We start from the raw sequence: 18488 nt of genomic DNA on the forward strand, positions 1-18488 counted from the left end.
TAACGGCGTCTGGCACCAGAACGTCTTTGCCTATTACCTGTCGATTGCCTGCAACCACTGCGAAGATCCGGCCTGCACCAAAGTCTGCCCCAGCGGGGCGATGCACAAACGTGACGACGGTTTTGTGGTGGTAAACGAAGAGGTCTGTATCGGCTGTCGTTACTGCCACATGGCCTGCCCGTACGGCGCGCCGCAGTACAACTCTGCCAAAGGCCATATGACCAAGTGCGATGGCTGTCACGACCGGGTGGCAGAGGGCAACAAGCCGATTTGCGTCGAGTCCTGCCCGCTGCGGGCGCTGGACTTCGGCCCGATTGACGAGCTGCGCAAGAAGCACGGTCAGCTCGCCGCCGTGGCCCCGCTGCCGTCGGCGCACTTCACGAAGCCGAGTATCGTGATTAAACCCAATGCCAACAGCCGTCCGACGGGTGATACCACCGGCTATCTGGCCAATCCAAAGGAGGTGTGAGATGGGAAGTGGATGGCATGAATGGCCGTTGATGATTTTCACGGTCTTTGGGCAGTGCGTCGTGGGGGGCTTTATCGTGCTCGCCTTCGCACTGTTCAAAGGGGAACTGTCGCGCTATAAGCAGCAGCGCCTGCTGATGAATATGCTGGTGCTGTGGGGGCTGATGGGGGTGGGCTTTGTCGCCTCCACGCTGCACCTCGGCTCGCCGCTGCGCGCCTTTAACTCGCTTAATCGGGTTGGTGCGTCCGCGCTCAGCAATGAAATTGCCAGCGGGGCGTTGTTCTTCGCCGTTGGTGGGCTGGGCTGGCTGCTGGCAATCGTCGGAAAACTGCCTACGGGTTTACGTGCTCTGTGGCTGATAGTCACGATGGTGCTGGGCGTTGTCTTCGTCTGGATGATGGTGCGGGTCTATAACACTATCGACACCGTGCCGACCTGGTACAGCATCTGGACGCCGCTGAGCTTCTTCCTGACCATGTTTATTGGCGGGCCACTGCTCGGCTATCTGCTGCTGCGCGTGGCGGGCGTTGAGGGCTGGGCGATGCGTCTACTGCCCGTAGTGATGCTGCTGGCGTTGACCGCTAGCGTGGTGGTTGCGCTGATGCAGGGGGCGGAGCTGGCGACGATTTCCAGCTCTCTCCAGCAAGCGTCCGCGCTGGTGCCGGATTACGGTTCGTTAATGGCCTGGCGCATGGTGTTGCTGGTGGCTGCGCTGGCATGCTGGGTTGTGCCGCAGCTGAAGGGCGATCGCCCGGCGTTGCCGCTGCTGTCGCTGGCGTTCATCCTGGTGCTGGCGGGCGAACTGATCGGTCGCGGCGTCTTTTACGGGCTGCATATGACGGTGGGTGTGGCCGTGGCCAACTAAGCGAGCATTGAGTTATAACCAGCCGGGACAACGTGCCCGGCTTTTCTTTTACCGATCATGAAATTTTTCAACTGAACATCTGGCACTGATTTAATTTTATTTAAACAAAAACAATCAGATAATAAATGTTCGCCGTGCCGGTAAGCGAAGCAGGATAAGTTTTTCAAATCGATAGCCTGCAAATCGTGCGAGCGGCCTAAGTGGATGGATTGACTTTGTTTTTGCCAGTGGCATGATGCGCACGAAATCTGAACATCCTCACGGTTTTTAATCCATGTCTACCTATTCCCGCCCGGTGCAGCTGTTGCTCTGTGGCTTGCTTTTGCTGACCCTGGCGATCGCGGTGTTAAACACCCTCGTTCCGCTTTGGCTCGCCCATGAAAACATGCCTACCTGGCAGGTTGGCATGATTGGCTCGTCCTATTTTACCGGTAACCTGCTGGGCACGGTGATCGCCGGCAAGATGATCAAGCGCCTGGGCTTTAACCGCTGCTATTACCTGGCGTCGCTGATTTTCGCCGTCGGCTGTGTTGGGCTGGGGCTGATGATGGGCTTCTGGAGCTGGATGAGCATGCGCTTTGTGGCCGGGGTCGGCTGCGCAATGATCTGGGTAGTCGTTGAGAGCGCCCTGATGTGCAGTGGGACGTCGCGTAATCGCGGACGCCTGTTGGCCGCCTATATGATGGTGTATTACGTGGGTACCGTACTGGGTCAGGTGATGGTCAGCAAACTGCCTACTGACCTGATGAGCGTGCTGCCGTGGGTGACCGGTCTGGTGTTGGCTGCGATCCTGCCGCTGCTGTTCACCCGCATTCTGCATCAGCAGGATGCGCATCAGGAACCGGCCCGCGTCTGGCCGATGTTCCGCCTGCGTCAGGCCCGTCTGGGCGTAAACGGCTGCATTATTTCCGGGATTGTGCTCGGTTCACTGTACGGCCTGATGCCGCTCTATCTCAACCACCAGGGTGTCAGCGATGCCGGGATTGGCTTCTGGATGGCGGTGATGGTCAGCGCCGGGATCGTCGGGCAATGGCCGATTGGCCGTCTTGCTGACAAGTTTGGCCGCCTGCTGGTACTACGTGTTCAGGTGTTTGTGGTGATCATGGGCTGTATGGCGATGCTCGGTAACGCGTCAATGGCGCCCGCGCTGTTTATCCTCGGGGCGGCGGGCTTTACGCTTTATCCGGTGGCGATGGCCTGGGCCTGCGAAAAAGTCGAACAGCATCAGCTGGTGGCGATGAACCAGGCTCTGCTATTGAGCTATACCATCGGCAGTCTGCTGGGGCCGACGCTGACGGCGATGCTGATGCAGAACTATTCCGACAATCTGCTGTTTGTCATGATTGCCAGCGTGTCGTTTGTCTACCTGTTAATGCTGCTGCGTAAAGCCGGGCATCATCCAACGCCGGTAGCACACGCCTGACGAAAAATCCGGCCTGAGTTTCAGGCCGGAAGTTCCCTTAAGTTTTCCCTAATGAATGGCGTGCAGTAATGCGGCTTCGCTGTTTACGGCCAGCAGCCTCTCCAGACGTTGCTCCTCATCAAGCCACTGCGTCAGTTGTTGGATTGTCGCCAGATGATCCGCCCCATTGCCAGCCGCCAGAACGATAAGCAAGCCCACCGGATCATGACCTTCAAACATCACGCTATCGCGGATGCGTAACAATGACAGGTGTGTTTCCTGACATAGCACACCTTCCTCTGGCCGCGCATGCGGCATAGCAAATCCCGGCGTGAGGATGTACCAGGGGCCACTTTCTTCCGTTGACGTTATGATAGCCTGCGCATACCCCTGACTAATCAGGTGTTGTTCCTCCAGAGGCTGACAGGCCAGACGTACAGCCTGTTGCCAGTTCGGGCAGGTCTTCGCAAATTGCACGCCGCTAAAGGCAAAGGATGTCATTTACGCCTCGCTTAACGCTTTGAACAACGCTTCTCCGCTGATGCCATATTTTGCCTTCAGTTGCCGACTGTTACCTGATTCGGTGAAGGTGTCCCGGGTACCAAGACGGATGAGCTTTGCGCCGATCCCGGCTTCGGCAATGGCCTCCGCAATTTGTCCACCCAGCCCGCCGTTAATAGTGTGATTCTCAAGCGTTGCGATAAGCGAGCATTCGCTGACGAGCTGTAAAAAAGCGGCGTGGTTGAAAGGCTTGAGGCAGGCAACATGCACAAGCTTGCCACGTCGCCCGCTGGCCTGCAGTTGTTCATAACCCAGGCTGGCCTGTTCCAGCACGGTACCTTCGTAAAAAATGGCAAAATCATTGCCGCTGTCGCGCACGGCGGCGATATCCGTGACCCGGGGAACCAGCGATTTGTCCCTGACGGGCATCGGTTCGCGGGCGACGCGGATGTAGACTGGCCCCCTGATGTTGGCCGCCTGTTCAAAGGCCGCTTCCACTTCTTCGGCATCTGCCGGTGTGAGAATGGTGATACCTGGCAATACACGGGTTAACGCCAGATCTTCCAGGGCATGGTGCGATGCGCCATCGGGGCCGTCATCCATGCCTGGATGGCTGCCGACCAGTTTGATATTCGCTTTGGCGTAACAGGCCTGCCGCAGCTGCGTCCAGGCCGTGCCGGTGACGAACATCGCGAAATTGACGTAGAACGCGATATTGCCTTCCAGTGCCTGGCCGACGGCAAAGCTCATTGCCGAACCTTCAGCAATACCCATCTCAAAAAAAGCTTCCGGAAATTCGGCCTGAAACTGATCGGTTCGGGTTGAGCTCGCCAGATCGCTGTCGATGACCACAACAGGATAGCCTTTATGTTTGAGGCTTATCAGCGCATGGCCGATTTCATCACGCGGTGCTTTCATCATTGCAGTTCCTCCATTGCCTGCTGGTACTGTTCAGTGGTCGGGGTTTTGGAATGCCAGTCGCCGTTGTTCTCCATGTAGCTGACGCCGCACCCTTTGGTGGTATGGGCGACAATTGCGACGGGTTTTCCTTTGAGATGGCGCGAAAGCATCAGCGTGTCCGCCACCTGGTGCATATCGTTACCGTTGTGGAGTTCAAGCACGTGCCAGCCAAAGCAACGTATCTTGTCTGCCAGCGGCTCAAGGTTGATCACGCTGTTGACCGGGTCGTGTGAGGAGAAACCGTTGTAGTCGACAATCGCCACCAGATTGTCCATTTGCATATGACTCGCCTGTTGCAGTGATTCCCAGATTTGCCCTTCATGCAGTTCACCATCGCCGAGAATGGCAAAGACACGATGGGGATCTCCCGCGAGTTTCTTCGCCGCTGCCATGCCCAGGGCGACAGATAATCCTTGTCCAAGCAAACCGGTCGTCGCATCGACTTCCGGCAGCGACTTGATGCTGGGATGGCCTTGCAGACGTGAATCTATCTGGCGAAAAGTGGCGAACTCCTCACGTTTAATTTTCCCCAACTGATACAACAGGGCATATTGCGCCGCTACGGCGTGGCCTTTGCTCATCACCACTCGTGCACGAGGGGAGGCATTGAGATCGATTTCACGGTGATAAAGCCAGGTCAGGATCTCCACGATGGAGAGCGCGCCACCCGGATGTCCGATACCTGATTCATAAATCATGCTGACGATATCGCGTCGTGCCGCCAGCGCATGCTCTTTAAGTTGATCAATAGTCATAACCACTCCTGATTACGGCAGCATTTTGCCGATGTAATAGACAACGAGACCAAGGGCAACAAAGTCTGTTTCCGGAAAACTGGTGCCTGAGAGGCCGACAGACTCCATGATCGGATAGATAAGTGCCGGGCCAATGCCAATCAAAATACCGGTGACAAAGCTGCCCGCGATGGCCCCTTTCCAGCCGCCGGAGGCGTTACCGAACACTGCCGCGGTGGCACCAATAAAGAAGTAGGGGATAGCCACGGGGATAATGACCGTCTGGCCAATCATCGCCAGTACGCCCATCACCACCAGGCCGCCAATAAAGGACGAGATAAATCCGAGAACGGTTGCCGTCGGGGCATAGGGGAAGACCACCGGGCAGTCGAGCGCGGGTTTGGCATTAGGGATGAAACGCTCTGAGATACCGAGAAAAGCCGGGACAATTTCTGAGAGCAGCAGGCGCACGCCGGTAATGATGATGTAGAGCGACGCCGTGAACGTCAGCGACTGGAACAGCGGATAGACCAGCCAGTGCATACCACCGGCTGCGGCGGTCACTGCTGTTTTACCTGCGGCGAGCGCCGCGATGTAGTAAAAGATGCTGACAGAAATTGATACCGAGACAATGTAGTCCTTAAAGATCCCAAGCCAGCCGGGAAGATTCAGTTTCTCGGTGGAATCTTTAGGGTTGCCGACCTTAGAGCCAATCCACCCGGATGCAGCATAGGCAAGTGTCACATAATGCCCCATCGCAATTTCATCGTTGCCGGTTATCTTGCGCATCCAGGGCTGAGCGATCGCCGGATAGATGCAGGCAGCCAGCCCTAATAAGATTGACCCGGTAATAATGGTGATGGCGTCGCTGTAGCCCAGGGCTTTTAACGTGACGGTCAACAGGGCAGAGAGATAGAGGTTATGCTGCCCGGTCAGGAAGATATATTTGAACGGTGTGATCCGCGCAAACAGCAGGTTCCAGCCAAATCCGATGACCATAATCAGCGACACGCACATGGCGAATTTGGTTTGCGCGAGACCGGTCAGCGCTTCTGCCAGCGGCATCACCCCCTTAAGACCAAATCCCTGACTGAACAGCGTCTGAAAGTTGCCTAGCGAAGTGACGGCAAGCCCCGCACCTCCGGCGAAAACCAGAAATCCGACGATGGTTTTAAAGGTACCAGAGAGCACTTTTTCGATTGGCTTACGTTGGACCAGCAAGCCGATCAATGCAATAAAACCAACTAAAAGTGGGGTTACACCGAGAATGTCGAATACAATAAACCTGAGGAGTTCCATATTTCCTCCGTGAGGAATTAAAGTGGTTGAACGACGCTTGTCAGCGCGGCTTCCATTTCATCACTGTTCATCAGATCGGTGATGCCGATGGCCTTAAACCCCGCAGCTTCAATTTCGTCGGTGAGGTCACGCATGGTCAGAACAAAATCGATGTCTCGCCAGGTGTTGAGGCCAGAAAGAACGTCATGCTCAAGTTCAATGTCCCAGCCGTGTTTATCGATGATTTTTTGGGCTTTGATTTTGAGCATCAATGAGCTGCCCATACCGGTACGACAGACGATAAGACCTTTCATAGGGTGTTCTCCTGTTATGTAAAAATAATTATTTTTATTTCAATGGTTGCTTAAAATAATTATTATCTTCACGGGGCAGGAAATGATGTGATGTTGCTTGCAGTTTGTGCAAAAAGGCTAAAAATGAGTCATTCTGATGTTAACTTACTGATAAATATTAGAAACAGTTCTTCCGGCCTCAGTCCGATACTGGCGCGGGTGGGCCATTTCGTCACTGAAAATCCTGATTATGTGATGCGGCATACCATTTCCGAGTTGGCAGATTCCATCGAAACCAGTGAAGGGAGCATCACGCGTTTTTGCCGGGCGTTTGGGTTTAAAGGTTTTTCAGACTTTCGCACGGCGCTGGCGATGGAGCAGGGGGCTGCACGGCCTGATGCTGACAGCCAGGAGGAAGTGTCGGCGGTGATCTCCAGTATCCGCGACAGCAATGCCATCATTGACAGCAAAGAGCTACAGAGCGCAGCTGGCTGGCTCAATCAGCTCGATCAGGTTGCACTGTATGCCGTCGGGACCGCGGTGCCTGTTGCTCTGTTTTTACAGATGAACCTGCTGCGTATGGGTAAAGTGGCAAGTTTCATCGATCGTTTCTATCCCGCCACCACGCCGCTGAGCGGTACCGATCGAAAAACCGGCATTATTGTGGTGCATACCGAACAGGTGTCCGCCGATCTTTTGCAGATGCTGGTGCAGGCAAAGCGGCAGGGAGTTGAGATCCTGTCGATTACCCGTGGCACTTTCACGCCGCTGGGCCGTCTGTGCGACAGAAATCTTCAGGCTGCGGTTGCGCTGAAAGGGGAAGGTGAGTTTGGCTTTGCCGAAGTGGCGGGATCGATGATGGTCGCCGACCGTCTGTTGCTGGCGCTTGAAGAGCAGGATGAGCGTTACGCGGCCTGTCGGAAATCGCAACAGAAAAGCATTTTCTCGATTGAGAGCGTGGCGAATAAGCTGTCTGAATACTTCATGTCGTAGGGGCTGAACCGCTTGATGCGATGGAAGATGAGGGATAAAAAAACAGCCTCGTGAGAGGCTGTCAGTATCAATACATCACTTTGTGACCGTACTGCTCAAGAATGCCCTTGACGCGTTCCATGGTCTCTTTCTTCGGCGGCTTCACGCCATCGAGCTTGTACTCTTCGCCCATCGCTACCCACTTGTGTTTGCCCAGCTCGTGATACGGCAGCAGCTCGATTTTTTCAACGTTGCCCATATCGCGGGTGAACTCGCCCAGGCGGTGCGCGGAGTCGTCATCGTCTGACCAGCCCGGTACGACAACGTAGCGGATCCAGGTTTTGATGCCTTTTCCGGAAATATACTTCGCGAACTCAAGGGTGCGGTGGTTCGACACGCCCACCAGATTCTGGTGGATTTCGTCGTTCATCTGCTTGAGATCCAGCATGACCAGATCGGTCACTTCCAGCAGCTCATCAATGACCGGATCGTAGCGACGGACAAAACCGTTGGTGTCCAGGCAGGTATGGATGCTCTCTTTACGGCAGGCGCGGAACCAGTCACGCACAAATTCGGCCTGCAGGATTGCTTCGCCGCCCGATGCGGTTACACCGCCGCCGGAAGCGTTCATAAAGTGGCGGTAGGTCACCACCTCTTTCATCAACTCTTCAACGGTGACCTCTTTGCCGCCGTGGGTATCCCAGGTATCGCGGTTATGGCAGTACAGGCAGCGCATCAGGCAGCCCTGGAAGAAGGTAATAAAGCGGATGCCTGGGCCATCGACGGTGCCACAGGACTCAAAGGAGTGAATGCGACCAATAGTTGACATTGCGGTGATATCTCCAGATTCGGCCCGTCCGGGGCCTGTTTATGTGCACAACTCAAACGGCTGTGTCGAGTCTGTTTTGGCTGTTATCCATTCAGTATAGATAGCGGACAAAAGAGACTGTGGGGCGGGGGGTGTTAAAAAGGCCCCACTTGTGTGGAGCCTTTATTGTACGCTTTTTACTGCGTGATTTCAGTCAAATCCAATTACATGGACTGAGTGAAAGTACGGGTAATAACGTCTTTCTGCTGTTCTTTCGTCAGCGAGTTGAAGCGTACTGCGTAGCCAGATACACGGATGGTCAGCTGCGGATATTTTTCCGGATGTTCCATCGCGTCGAGCAGCATTTCACGGTTCATGACGTTCACGTTCAGGTGCTGACCACCTTCGATGGACGCCTCGTGATGGAAGTAACCGTCCATCAGACCCGCGAGGTTGGTTTTACGCACTTCGTCGTCTTTACCCAGCGCGTTTGGCACGATAGAGAAGGTATAAGAGATACCATCTTTGGCGTAGGCAAACGGCAGTTTAGCAACGGAGGTCAGAGAGGCAACAGCACCTTTCTGGTCACGGCCGTGCATTGGGTTAGCACCTGGTCCGAATGGCGCGCCAGCACGACGACCGTCTGGGGTGTTACCGGTTTTCTTACCATACACAACGTTAGAGGTGATGGTCAGAACAGACTGAGTCGGGATAGCGTCACGGTAGGTGGTCAGTTTCTGAATTTTCTTCATGAAACGTTCAACCAGGTCAACTGCCATGTCATCAACGCGAGAGTCGTTGTTACCAAACTGCGGGTATTCGCCTTCGATTTCGAAGTCGATAGCCAGACCGTCTTCGTCACGAATCGGTTTAACTTTCGCATATTTGATTGCAGACAGGGAGTCAGCGGCAACAGACAGACCTGCGATACCACATGCCATGGTGCGAACCACGTCACGGTCGTGCAGAGCCATCAGAGAAGCTTCGTAGCTGTACTTGTCGTGCATGTAGTGGATGACGTTCAGTGCGGTGACGTACTGTTTAGCCAGCCAGTCCATGAAGTGATCCAGACGATCCATTACTTCGTTGAAGTCCAGAACGTCAGCTTTGATTGGTTCAGATTTAGGACCAACCTGGATTTTCAGTTTTTCATCAACGCCGCCGTTGATTGCGTACAGCATGGTTTTCGCGAGGTTAGCGCGAGCACCGAAGAACTGCATTTGCTTACCAACAATCATTGGGCTTACGCAGCAAGCGATAGCGTAATCATCGTTGTTGAAGTCAGGACGCATCAGATCATCATTCTCGTACTGCAGAGAAGAGGTATCGATGGACACTTTAGCGGCATATTTTTTGAAGTTCAGTGGCAGTTTTTCAGACCACAGAATGGTGATGTTCGGCTCCGGAGACGGCCCCATGGTGTACAGGGTGTTCAGGAAACGGAAGCTGCTTTTGGTCACCAGAGTACGGCCATCTACACCCATACCGGCGATAGATTCTGTTGCCCAGATTGGGTCACCAGAGAACAGCTCATCGTATTCTGGGGTACGCAGGAAGCGAACCATACGCAGTTTCATGACCAGGTGGTCAATCATTTCCTGTGCGTCGGTTTCGGTGATTTTGCCAGCTTTCAGGTCACGTTCGATGTATGCATCCAGGAAGGTGGATACGCGACCGAAGGACATTGCTGCGCCGTTCTGAGACTTAACAGCGGCCAGGTAGCCGAAGTAGGTCCACTGAATAGCTTCCTGTGCGTTAGTCGCTGGAGCAGAGATATCACAGCCGTATTTAGCCGCCATTTCTTTGATCTGACCCAGGGCACGGTACTGCTCGGAGATCTCTTCGCGCAGACGGATGGTCGCTTCCAGGTTTACGCCATTTTCCATGTCAGACTGCAGAGACAGGAACTGTGCGTATTTGTCTTTCATCAGGAAGTCGATACCGTACAGCGCAACGCGACGGTAGTCACCGATGATACGGCCACGGCCATACGCATCCGGCAGGCCGGTCAGCACGCCAGATTTACGGCAGTTCAGGATGTCTTTGGTGTAAACATCAAACACGCCCTGGTTGTGCGTTTTGCGGTATTCGCTGAAGATTTTTTTCAGCATTGGGTCCAGTTCGCGATCGTACGCTTTGCACGAACCTTCAACCATTTTGATGCCACCGAACGGAATAATGGCGCGTTTCAGTGGCGCTTCAGTCTGCAGACCAACGATCTTCTCGAGAGACTTCTGGATATAACCCGCGTCGTGAGAAGTGATGGTAGAGGCAATGGAGGTGTCGAAATCAACAGGCGCGTGAGTGCGGTTTTCCTGTTTAACGCCTTCCATAACGCTGTCCCACAGAGTGGTGGTTGCGTCGGTTGCACCGGCCAGGAAGGATTCGTCACCTTCATATGGAGTGTAGTTTTTCTGGATAAAGTCACGGACGTTGACTTCGTTCTGCCAATCACCTTTGGCAAAACCTTCCCAGGCTGTGGCTAACTTTTCATTAAGCTCGGACATGTGATACCTACCTTCTTAAGTGGATTTTTTATTTACTGCCTGAGATAACCATTAATGATGGTTATCGCCACGCAGGTAAATGACCCAGTATGTCAACCCAACCAGCAGACCCCCGCCGATAATGTTCCCGATTGTGACAGGGATCAGATTATCAGTGATGAAGTTCATAACGGTTAAGTGAGAGAAATTTTCCGGGCTGGAACCAACTGCGGTCCAGAACTCCGGGCTAGCGAAGTCGCGGATTACGATACCGAAAGGAATCATAAACATGTTAGCGATACTGTGCTCAAAGCCGCTGGCAACGAACATGGCGACAGGCAGAACCATAATCATAGCTTTGTCCATCAGGCTGCGTCCGGAATAGCTCATCCAGACGGCCAGGCAGACCATCAGGTTTGCGAGGATACCCAGCGCGACGGCTTCAATAAAGGTATGGTGTACTTTATGGTCAGCGGTTTGCAGGACGTTCAATCCCCAGGCGCCGTTGGCGGTCATGTATTCACCCGACAACCACATCAGCAGAACAAACAGCAGGCAGCCAATCAGGTTTCCAACGTAAACGTTGAGCCAGTTTTTTGCCAGTTGGCCCCAGGTAATCCTACCGCTGGCTTTCGCCACCACGATAAGCACCGTCGAGGTAAAGAGATCGGCGCCGCAAATAACGCACAAAATCAAACCCAGCGAGAAACAGATGCCGCCAATCAGCTTAGCGATGCCGAAGGGCATCCCGGCAGTCCCGGTGGTGGCGGTGATGTAGAACACAAACGCAATGGAGATGAACACACCGGCGGTGATCGCCAGGAAGAACGTCGTCAGCGGTTGTTTCGTAGCTTTATAGACACCCGCTTCTTCGGCCACTTTGGCCATTGCAGCTGGGAGTAAAAGATCAAAAGGGTTGTCAGCTTTCACACTAACTCTCTCTTTATTAAGTCGGCGACGAGATACTAACAAAGCATTATAGAAGAGAAATTGATGTAGATCATATCTCGCCTGGCTTATAGGCCCGCAAAGTGCGTGGTTTTCCAGCAGGAGCAGGGTAAGTATTTGATTATCCTTATAAAAATAAATTTTAAAAGTTACAAAATGATTTGATTTTTTTCTCCCGACTCCCTCCATGGCAGTTAATTATAATGGAGTATTTAACATAAAAAGTAACAATAAGCCTCAGGTCGCGATTATTATAGTTACGCTTGTTTAACTTTATTATTACATTTGAGTTTTATTGCCCAAGAAATAAAAAAACGGGGCAATTAAATTGCCCCGTAATATAACGTAGGTGATTGTATAAGCCTACAGTTTGTAATGCTAATCGCCGCTATTTTGCCCAGTAAGCGCTTTTCGCTTTCTGCAATTTCTCATAGGCTTTCAGCAGTGACTGATGAGCAGGGAAGGCCTTAAGATCGCTATCCACAGCCTGCAGGCCGTGGAAAGGCGCTTCGCCGCTCAGGGCCGCGCTGGCGGTGTCTACCGCTTCTGCACCGTACATACGCACAAACGCGTTGAGATACTGCAGCGGCTGACGATCTTCTTCCTGCGCCAGTAACAGCAGCGTCTGCAGGCAGCGGTAGTAGTTAGCGCGTTCTGCACTGAAGATAGAGGCGTTAAATTCGATGGTCCACTCGGTCCAGATCAGCGCCTGTTCCAGATCGCCACCCGCCAGCGCCAGCATCGCCTTCAGCTCGCCAATGCGCAGGGTGTACCAGCCGTTATCTTTGCCCGTTGCCAGACCCAGCAGCTCGCGCACGCGGGTAAAGTCGTCGTGGCCTTCATCGTCCAGCTGGGTGATCAGGTTCAGGTAGTCCTCTTTCTCCCAGCTGCTCGCCGGCAGGGCCAGCAGCGTTTCGCGCAGATGGCTGCCCATGCTGTTGTTGGCCAGCCACAGATCTTCAACCGGATAGATGTCGGACATGCCCGGCACCAGAATACGGCACGCGTACACGCTCAGATGTTCGTAATCGGCGATGTACACTTCCTGATCTTCTGCCGCGAAGATCGCCATCAGCGTCGCGAACTCTTCTTCTGTAGTGCCCGCGAAGCTCCAGTCAACAAACGGATAATCCGCGTCCTGCTTGAACATATCCCAGGAGATGGAACCGCTGGAGTCGATGAAGTGAGTTTCCAGGTTGGCATGCTCACCCACTTCTTCGTCATCGAAGGTCGGCGGGGTAAAGACGTCGAGATCTTTCAGGCTGCGGCCCTGCAGCAGCTCGGTAACGGTACGTTCCAGCGCCACGCCAAAGTCCGGGTGCGCGCCAAACGAGGCGAAGCAGGTGCCGTTAGCCGGGTTGAACAGGACGACGCAGATAACCGGATAGTTGCCGCCCAACGAGCCGTCGTAAGCAAAGATTGGGAAGCCTTCTGCTTCGAGCTTCGCAATGGACTCCACCACGCCCGGGTAACGCGCCAGCACGTCGGCTGGGATTTCCGGCAGGCTGATGGATTCCGCGATAATGCGGTTTTTGATGTGGCGTTCGAAGACTTCAGACAGGCCCTGAACACGCGCTTCGTTGCGGGTGTTACCTGCGGACATGCCGTTAGAGACATACAGGTTACCGATGATGTTCATCGGGATATACACCGTCTGCTCATCGGACTGACGGGTAAACGGCAGGGCGCAAATACCCCGATCGTCGTTTCCTGACTGCAGATCCACCAGCATGCCGGCGGTCAGCTGGTTGTCCAGATCGTAAAATGCACGCAGACGATCGTCGAGAATACCTTCCGGCAGCTCGTCATCTTCGGTCAGCGGGAACCATTTTTCATTCGGATAGTGAACAAACGGGCCATTTGCCACGGTGTCGCCCAGCCAGAAATCAGCAAAGAAATAGTTGGTGGACAGACGTTCAAAATACTCACCCAGCGCAGAGGCCAGCGCCGCTTTTTTGGTGGCGCCTTTACCGTTGGTAAAGCACAGCGCGCACTCTTTATCGCGGATATGCACCGACCAGACGTGAGGGACCGGGTTGAGCCAGGAGGCTTCTTCGATGTTAAAGCCCAGGTCGGTCAGTTTTTGCTGGAAACGAGCGATGGAATCTTCCAGGGCGGCGTCTTTGCCGGGGATAAACGTTTGAGTCATGGCATTCACTTATATCGTACGGAAAGCGCGCAATGATACGGGTTTTGCATGACAGGCGCTATCCTCCCGACGGTTTCAACGAAAATAAAAGGCTGAACTATGCTTACTGACAGTAACCTACTGTTAAGGCATAAAAAAATGAAAACGTTCGATTTGCAACGAATGGCGTTTGACAAGGTTCCACCGGACTTTTTATGGGAAGTGGCGCTGCGCAGCCTGTATACCTTCGTTTTAGTCTTTCTGTTCCTTAAAATCACCGGCCGTCGCGGCGTTCGGCAGATGTCGCTGTTTGAGGTGCTGATTATTCTGACGCTGGGCTCGGCGGCCGGGGACGTCGCCTTTTACGATGACGTGCCGATGCTCCCGGTACTGATTGTGTTCGTCACCCTCGGTCTGCTGTATCGGCTGGTGATGTGGCTGATGTCGAAAAGCGAAAAGCTGGAAGATCTGTTTGAAGGCAAACCCGTGGTCATTGTGAAAGAGGGGCAACTTGCCTGGGAGGAGCTGAACAGGGCCAATATGACGGAGTTCGAGTTCTTTATGGAACTTCGCATCAGCAGCGTCGAACAGCTGGGGCAGGTGCGGCTGGCAATTCTGGAGACTAACGGGCAAATCAGCGTCTATTACTATCATGACGACGATGTGAAGCCGGGGCTGTGCATTTTGCCGGACAAATGTATTGAACGCTTTATACGTGTGCCGGATGAGGGGGAGTATGCCTGCATCCGCTGTAGCCACATTCTGACCCTGCCCGCCGGGGAACAACGTTTATGTCCGCGCTGCAAACATCCGGAATGGACGAAGGCCAGCCGGGCGAAACGCATCACCTGATAGCCATTATGTCGGTTTTGTTACCGATGCGCGGTGGAATGTGTTGTGTGAAGCAGCGCACATTTTACCGCTCGTCAGTTTTAGTCATTGCGGCGCGTGTGACTGAATGATAAAACCGATATCCACAGTTATAACTTATGGCTTTTAGCGTGGTGAGGGGAAATGGCTCAGGTCTTTAATTTTAGTTCAGGTCCGGCAATGTTACCGGCGGAAGTGCTCAAACAGGCTCAACAGGAGCTGTGTGACTGGAACGGTCTGGGCACGTCGGTGATGGAAGTCAGCCACCGTGGTAAAGAGTTTATTCAGGTGGCGGAAGAGGCAGAAAAGGATTTTCGTTTCCTGCTGAATATCCCCTCAAACTACAAAGTTTTGTTCTGCCACGGCGGCGGTCGCGGCCAGTTCGCAGGACTCCCGCTGAACCTGCTTGGCGACAAAACCACCGCAGACTATGTGGATGCCGGTTACTGGGCCGCAAGCGCAGTGAAAGAAGCCCATAAATACTGCACCGCAAATGTCATTGACGCCAAAACCACGGTTGATGGTTTACGTGCCGTGAAGCCAATGAGCGAGTGGCAGCTGTCCCGCGATGCAGCGTATCTGCACTACTGCCCGAATGAAACCATCGACGGTATTGCGATCCACGAAACGCCAGACTTTGGCGACGACGTGGTGGTAGCCGCCGACTTCTCCTCGACGATCCTCTCTGGCCCGCTCGATGTCAGCCGATTCGGCGTGATTTACGCCGGTGCGCAGAAAAATATCGGCCCCGCTGGCCTGACGCTGGTGATTGTCCGTGAAGACCTGCTGGGTAAAGCGCATAAGGCGTGCCCGTCGATTCTGGATTACAGCGTCCTGAACGATAACGATTCAATGTTCAATACCCCACCGACGTTTGCCTGGTATCTCTCAGGTCTGGTCTTTAAATGGCTGCGTAACAACGGTGGTGTGGCGCAGATGGACAAGATCAATCAGCAGAAAGCGGAACTGCTGTACGGTGTGATCGACGCCAGCGACTTCTATCGCAACGACGTGGCTCAGGCTAACCGTTCGCGCATGAACGTGCCGTTCCAGCTGGCAGACAGCAATCTGGATAAGCTGTTCCTTGAAGAGTCGTTTGCTGCTGGCCTGCATGCGCTGAAAGGCCACCGCGTTGTGGGCGGCATGCGTGCCTCTATTTATAACGCGATGCCGCTCGAAGGCGTACAGGCCCTGACCGCCTTCATGACTGACTTCGAACGTCGCCACGGTTAATCCCGCCAGTATTCACCCCCGTAGCCTGGCTGCGGGGTTTTTTATTATGTTGAGTTGAGAGTTAAGCTTCATGGAATCCCTGACGTTACAACCTATTGCGCGTGTAGATGGCACCATTAATCTGCCTGGTTCAAAAAGTGTCTCGAACCGCGCCTTGCTGCTGGCAGCGCTGGCAAACGGCACCACTGTCCTGACCAATCTGCTGGACAGCGATGACGTTCGCCATATGCTCAATGCGCTGAAAGCGTTGGGCGTTCAGTTTACGCTGTCTGCCGACCGGACCCGTTGTGAAGTGACCGGCAATGCCGGTGCGCTGCAGTCAGCCGATGCGCTGGAGCTGTTCCTCGGTAATGCCGGTACGGCGATGCGCCCGCTGGCGGCGGCACTGTGTCTGGGCAGCAATAATATCGTCCTGACCGGCGAGCCACGCATGAAAGAGCGTCCAATCGGCCATCTGGTGGATGCTTTGCGTCAGGGCGGCGCACAGATCGATTATCTGGAACAAGAAAACTATCCGCCGCTGCGCCTGCGTGGGGGCTTTACCGGTGGCGACGTGGCGGTGGACGGTAGCGTCTCCAGCCAGTTCCTGACCGCGCTGTTAATGACTGCGCCGCTGGCTCCGCAAGATACGGTCATTACTATCAAAGGTGAGCTGGTATCAAAACCTTATATCGATATCACCCTGCACCTGATGAAAACCTTCGGCGTCGACGTTGAAAACCAGAATTACCAGCGTTTTGTGGTGCGCGGTGCGCAGCAGTATCAGACGCCGGGCAACTATCTGGTAGAAGGCGATGCCTCATCGGCGTCCTATTTCCTCGCGGCAGGTGCTATTAAAGGTGGCACCGTTAAAGTGACCGGTATCGGTCGCAACAGCGTGCAGGGCGATATTCGTTTTGCCGACGTGCTGGAAAAGATGGGCGCGGTTGTCACCTGGGGCGATGACTTCATCTCCTGTACTCACGGTGAGCTGAATGCCATCGATATGGACATGAACCATATCCCGGATGCGGCAATGACCATTGCCACGGCGGCGCTGTTTGCCAAAGGCACCACCACCCTGCGCAACATCTATAACTGGCGTGTGAAGGAGACCGACCGCCTGTTCGCGATGGCGACGGAGCTGCGTAAAGTGGGTGCAGAAGTTGAAGAGGGCGAGGATTACATTCGCGTGACGCCACCTGCCCAACTGCAGGTTGCTGAAATCGGCACCTACAACGATCACCGTATGGCGATGTGCTTCTCGCTGGTGGCGTTGTCGGATACCCCGGTCACTATCCTCGATCCGAAATGTACCGCGAAAACCTTCCCGGACTATTTCGAACAGCTGGCGCGCATCAGTACGCTTGCCTGATGAACCTGTGCCGCATCGCCCGATGCGGCATTTTCTTACGCTTCCTGACGTTGTCATCGGCCATTTCTTCTACACTCAGCTTCAATCATTCTGCAATTTGCACGCAAAGGTAACAGTTGTGCGGCCAGGCGCGTATAATGCGCGGCGTTCATACATCGGTATGCCTATATTAAGGAGAAAAAGATGACGGCAATTGCCCCGGTAATTACCATTGACGGGCCGAGTGGTGCAGGTAAAGGCACGCTGTGCAAAGCGATGGCGGAAGCATTGCAATGGCATCTTTTAGATTCAGGCGCAATCTATCGCGTGCTGGCGCTGGCCGCGTTGCACCATCATGTGGATGTGGCGTCGGAAGAGGCCCTGGTGCCGCTGGCCGCCCATCTGGATGTGCGCTTTGTCTCCACCAATGGCAATCTGGAAGTGATCCTCGAAGGCGAAGACGTGAGCGGTGAAATCCGTACCCAGGACGTGGCCAGTGCGGCCTCGCAGGTCGCCGCATTCCCGCGCGTTCGCGAGGCGCTGTTACGCCGCCAGCGTGCGTTCCGCGATGCGCCAGGCCTGATCGCCGACGGACGTGATATGGGGACAGTTGTTTTTCCTGATGCGCCGGTCAAAATCTTCCTTGACGCCTCTTCGGAAGAGCGTGCGCAACGCCGCATGCTACAGTTGCAGGAAAAGGGCTTTGATGTTAACTTTGAACGTCTTTTGTCCGAGATAAAAGAGCGTGACGATCGCGACCGTAATCGCGCCGTTGCACCGCTTGTTCCTGCAGATGATGCATTAGTTCTGGATTCTACCAGTTTAACTATTGAGCAAGTGATTGAAAAAGCGCTACAATACGCGCGCCAAAAACTGGCAATCGCGTAACCGCGACAGATTTGAAGTACCCCGCTGCAATGGATTGTCGGCGGGTATGTGAAACAACCCCATCCGGCATGGAGCTGCGTGGACGTTATATTAACCTGAAGATTAAACATGACTGAATCTTTTGCTCAACTATTTGAAGAATCCTTAAAAACAATCGAAACCCGTCCGGGTTCCATCGTTCGTGGTGTTGTTGTTGCTATCGACAAAGATATCGTACTGGTTGACGCCGGTCTGAAATCTGAGTCTGCCATTCCGGCAGAGCAGTTCAAAAACGCCCAGGGCGAGCTGGAAATCCAGGTTGGTGACGAAGTTGACGTTGC

The 18488-nt window shown here is 54.0% G+C and carries 18 protein-coding genes; 9 read left to right on the forward strand and 9 right to left on the reverse strand.

The genetic code is table 11. The annotated features are described in order from the left end of the window. The 3 genes from ACRDD5_RS00560 to ACRDD5_RS00570 all read left to right on the forward strand — a co-directional run. The coding region (locus ACRDD5_RS00560; RefSeq protein WP_438675578.1) for a 4Fe-4S dicluster domain-containing protein at nt 1–469 on the forward strand (469 nt) is incomplete at its 5' end. Between the two features lies 1 nt (nt 470). Then, a complete protein-coding gene (locus ACRDD5_RS00565; protein WP_438675579.1) occupies nt 471–1334 on the forward strand; it encodes a dimethyl sulfoxide reductase anchor subunit family protein in 864 nt (287 codons plus the stop codon). 274 nt (nt 1335–1608) lie between these two features. Beyond that, a complete protein-coding gene (locus ACRDD5_RS00570) occupies nt 1609–2757 on the forward strand; it encodes an MFS transporter (RefSeq protein WP_438675580.1) in 1149 nt (382 codons plus the stop codon). A gap of 48 nt (nt 2758–2805) precedes the next feature. Here the strand turns inward: ACRDD5_RS00570 and ACRDD5_RS00575 are convergent, their stop codons facing one another. Genes ACRDD5_RS00575 through ACRDD5_RS00595 form a run of 5 tightly spaced genes read right to left on the reverse strand, consistent with a single transcriptional unit; the run spans nt 2806 to nt 6523 of the window. Next, complete coding sequence (locus ACRDD5_RS00575; RefSeq protein ID WP_438675581.1) at nt 2806–3237, reverse strand: PTS sugar transporter subunit IIA; 432 nt, start codon at nt 3235–3237, stop codon at nt 2806–2808. Continuing rightward, nucleotides 3238–4155, reverse strand: a complete 918-nt coding sequence (locus ACRDD5_RS00580) for a transketolase family protein (protein WP_438675591.1) — start codon at nt 4153–4155, stop codon at nt 3238–3240. Beyond that, nucleotides 4155–4952, reverse strand: a complete 798-nt coding sequence (locus ACRDD5_RS00585; RefSeq protein ID WP_438675582.1) for a transketolase — start codon at nt 4950–4952, stop codon at nt 4155–4157. Before ACRDD5_RS00585 ends, ACRDD5_RS00580 begins: the two co-directional genes overlap by 1 nt. 12 nt (nt 4953–4964) lie before the next feature. Beyond that, nucleotides 4965–6230, reverse strand: coding sequence for a PTS ascorbate transporter subunit IIC (locus tag ACRDD5_RS00590; protein WP_438675583.1), 1266 nt, complete (start codon nt 6228–6230; stop codon nt 4965–4967). 17 nt (nt 6231–6247) lie between these two features. Continuing rightward, a complete protein-coding gene (locus ACRDD5_RS00595; RefSeq protein ID WP_438675584.1) occupies nt 6248–6523 on the reverse strand; it encodes a PTS sugar transporter subunit IIB in 276 nt (91 codons plus the stop codon). Between the two features lie 123 nt (nt 6524–6646). On the opposite strand from ACRDD5_RS00595, the gene ACRDD5_RS00600 reads away from it, so the two are divergent. Next, nucleotides 6647–7495, forward strand: a complete 849-nt coding sequence (locus tag ACRDD5_RS00600) for a MurR/RpiR family transcriptional regulator (RefSeq protein WP_438675585.1) — start codon at nt 6647–6649, stop codon at nt 7493–7495. Nucleotides 7496–7562: 67 nt separating this feature from the next. On the opposite strand, the gene pflA is transcribed toward ACRDD5_RS00600, so the two are convergent. From pflA to ycaO, 4 genes are all read right to left on the reverse strand, one after another. After that, nucleotides 7563–8303, reverse strand: coding sequence for a pyruvate formate lyase 1-activating protein (gene pflA, locus ACRDD5_RS00605; RefSeq protein ID WP_438675586.1), 741 nt, complete (start codon nt 8301–8303; stop codon nt 7563–7565). 203 nt (nt 8304–8506) lie between these two features. Continuing rightward, nucleotides 8507–10789, reverse strand: a complete 2283-nt coding sequence (pflB, locus tag ACRDD5_RS00610) for a formate C-acetyltransferase (protein WP_271282065.1) — start codon at nt 10787–10789, stop codon at nt 8507–8509. A gap of 51 nt (nt 10790–10840) precedes the next feature. Next, a complete protein-coding gene (focA, locus tag ACRDD5_RS00615; protein ID WP_271282064.1) occupies nt 10841–11698 on the reverse strand; it encodes a formate transporter FocA in 858 nt (285 codons plus the stop codon). A 406-nt stretch (nt 11699–12104) separates the two neighbouring features. Next, nucleotides 12105–13865, reverse strand: a complete 1761-nt coding sequence (ycaO, locus tag ACRDD5_RS00620; RefSeq protein WP_271282063.1) for a 30S ribosomal protein S12 methylthiotransferase accessory factor YcaO — start codon at nt 13863–13865, stop codon at nt 12105–12107. 138 nt (nt 13866–14003) lie between these two features. On the opposite strand from ycaO, the gene ACRDD5_RS00625 reads away from it, so the two are divergent. From ACRDD5_RS00625 to ACRDD5_RS00645, 5 genes are all read left to right on the forward strand, one after another. Beyond that, nucleotides 14004–14696, forward strand: a complete 693-nt coding sequence (locus ACRDD5_RS00625; RefSeq protein WP_438675587.1) for a DUF421 domain-containing protein — start codon at nt 14004–14006, stop codon at nt 14694–14696. A gap of 162 nt (nt 14697–14858) precedes the next feature. Next, nucleotides 14859–15947, forward strand: a complete 1089-nt coding sequence (gene serC, locus ACRDD5_RS00630; RefSeq protein ID WP_438675588.1) for a 3-phosphoserine/phosphohydroxythreonine transaminase — start codon at nt 14859–14861, stop codon at nt 15945–15947. Between the two features lie 70 nt (nt 15948–16017). Then, on the forward strand, nt 16018–17301 hold the full coding sequence (gene aroA, locus ACRDD5_RS00635; RefSeq protein ID WP_438675589.1) for a 3-phosphoshikimate 1-carboxyvinyltransferase: 1284 nt from the start codon (nt 16018–16020) through the stop codon (nt 17299–17301). A gap of 183 nt (nt 17302–17484) precedes the next feature. Further along, the gene (cmk, locus tag ACRDD5_RS00640) at nt 17485–18168 is read left to right on the forward strand and encodes a (d)CMP kinase (protein WP_271282059.1); all 684 of its coding nucleotides are present in this window, start codon (nt 17485–17487) and stop codon (nt 18166–18168) included. 108 nt (nt 18169–18276) lie between these two features. Beyond that, nucleotides 18277–18488 (forward strand): S1 RNA-binding domain-containing protein (locus ACRDD5_RS00645; RefSeq protein ID WP_438675590.1); only part of this gene is annotated, 212 nt, incomplete at its 3' end.

This window comes from Silvania sp., assembly GCF_051656365.1.
Taxonomy (GTDB): Bacteria; Pseudomonadota; Gammaproteobacteria; order Enterobacterales; family Enterobacteriaceae; genus Enterobacter; species Enterobacter hatchlandensis.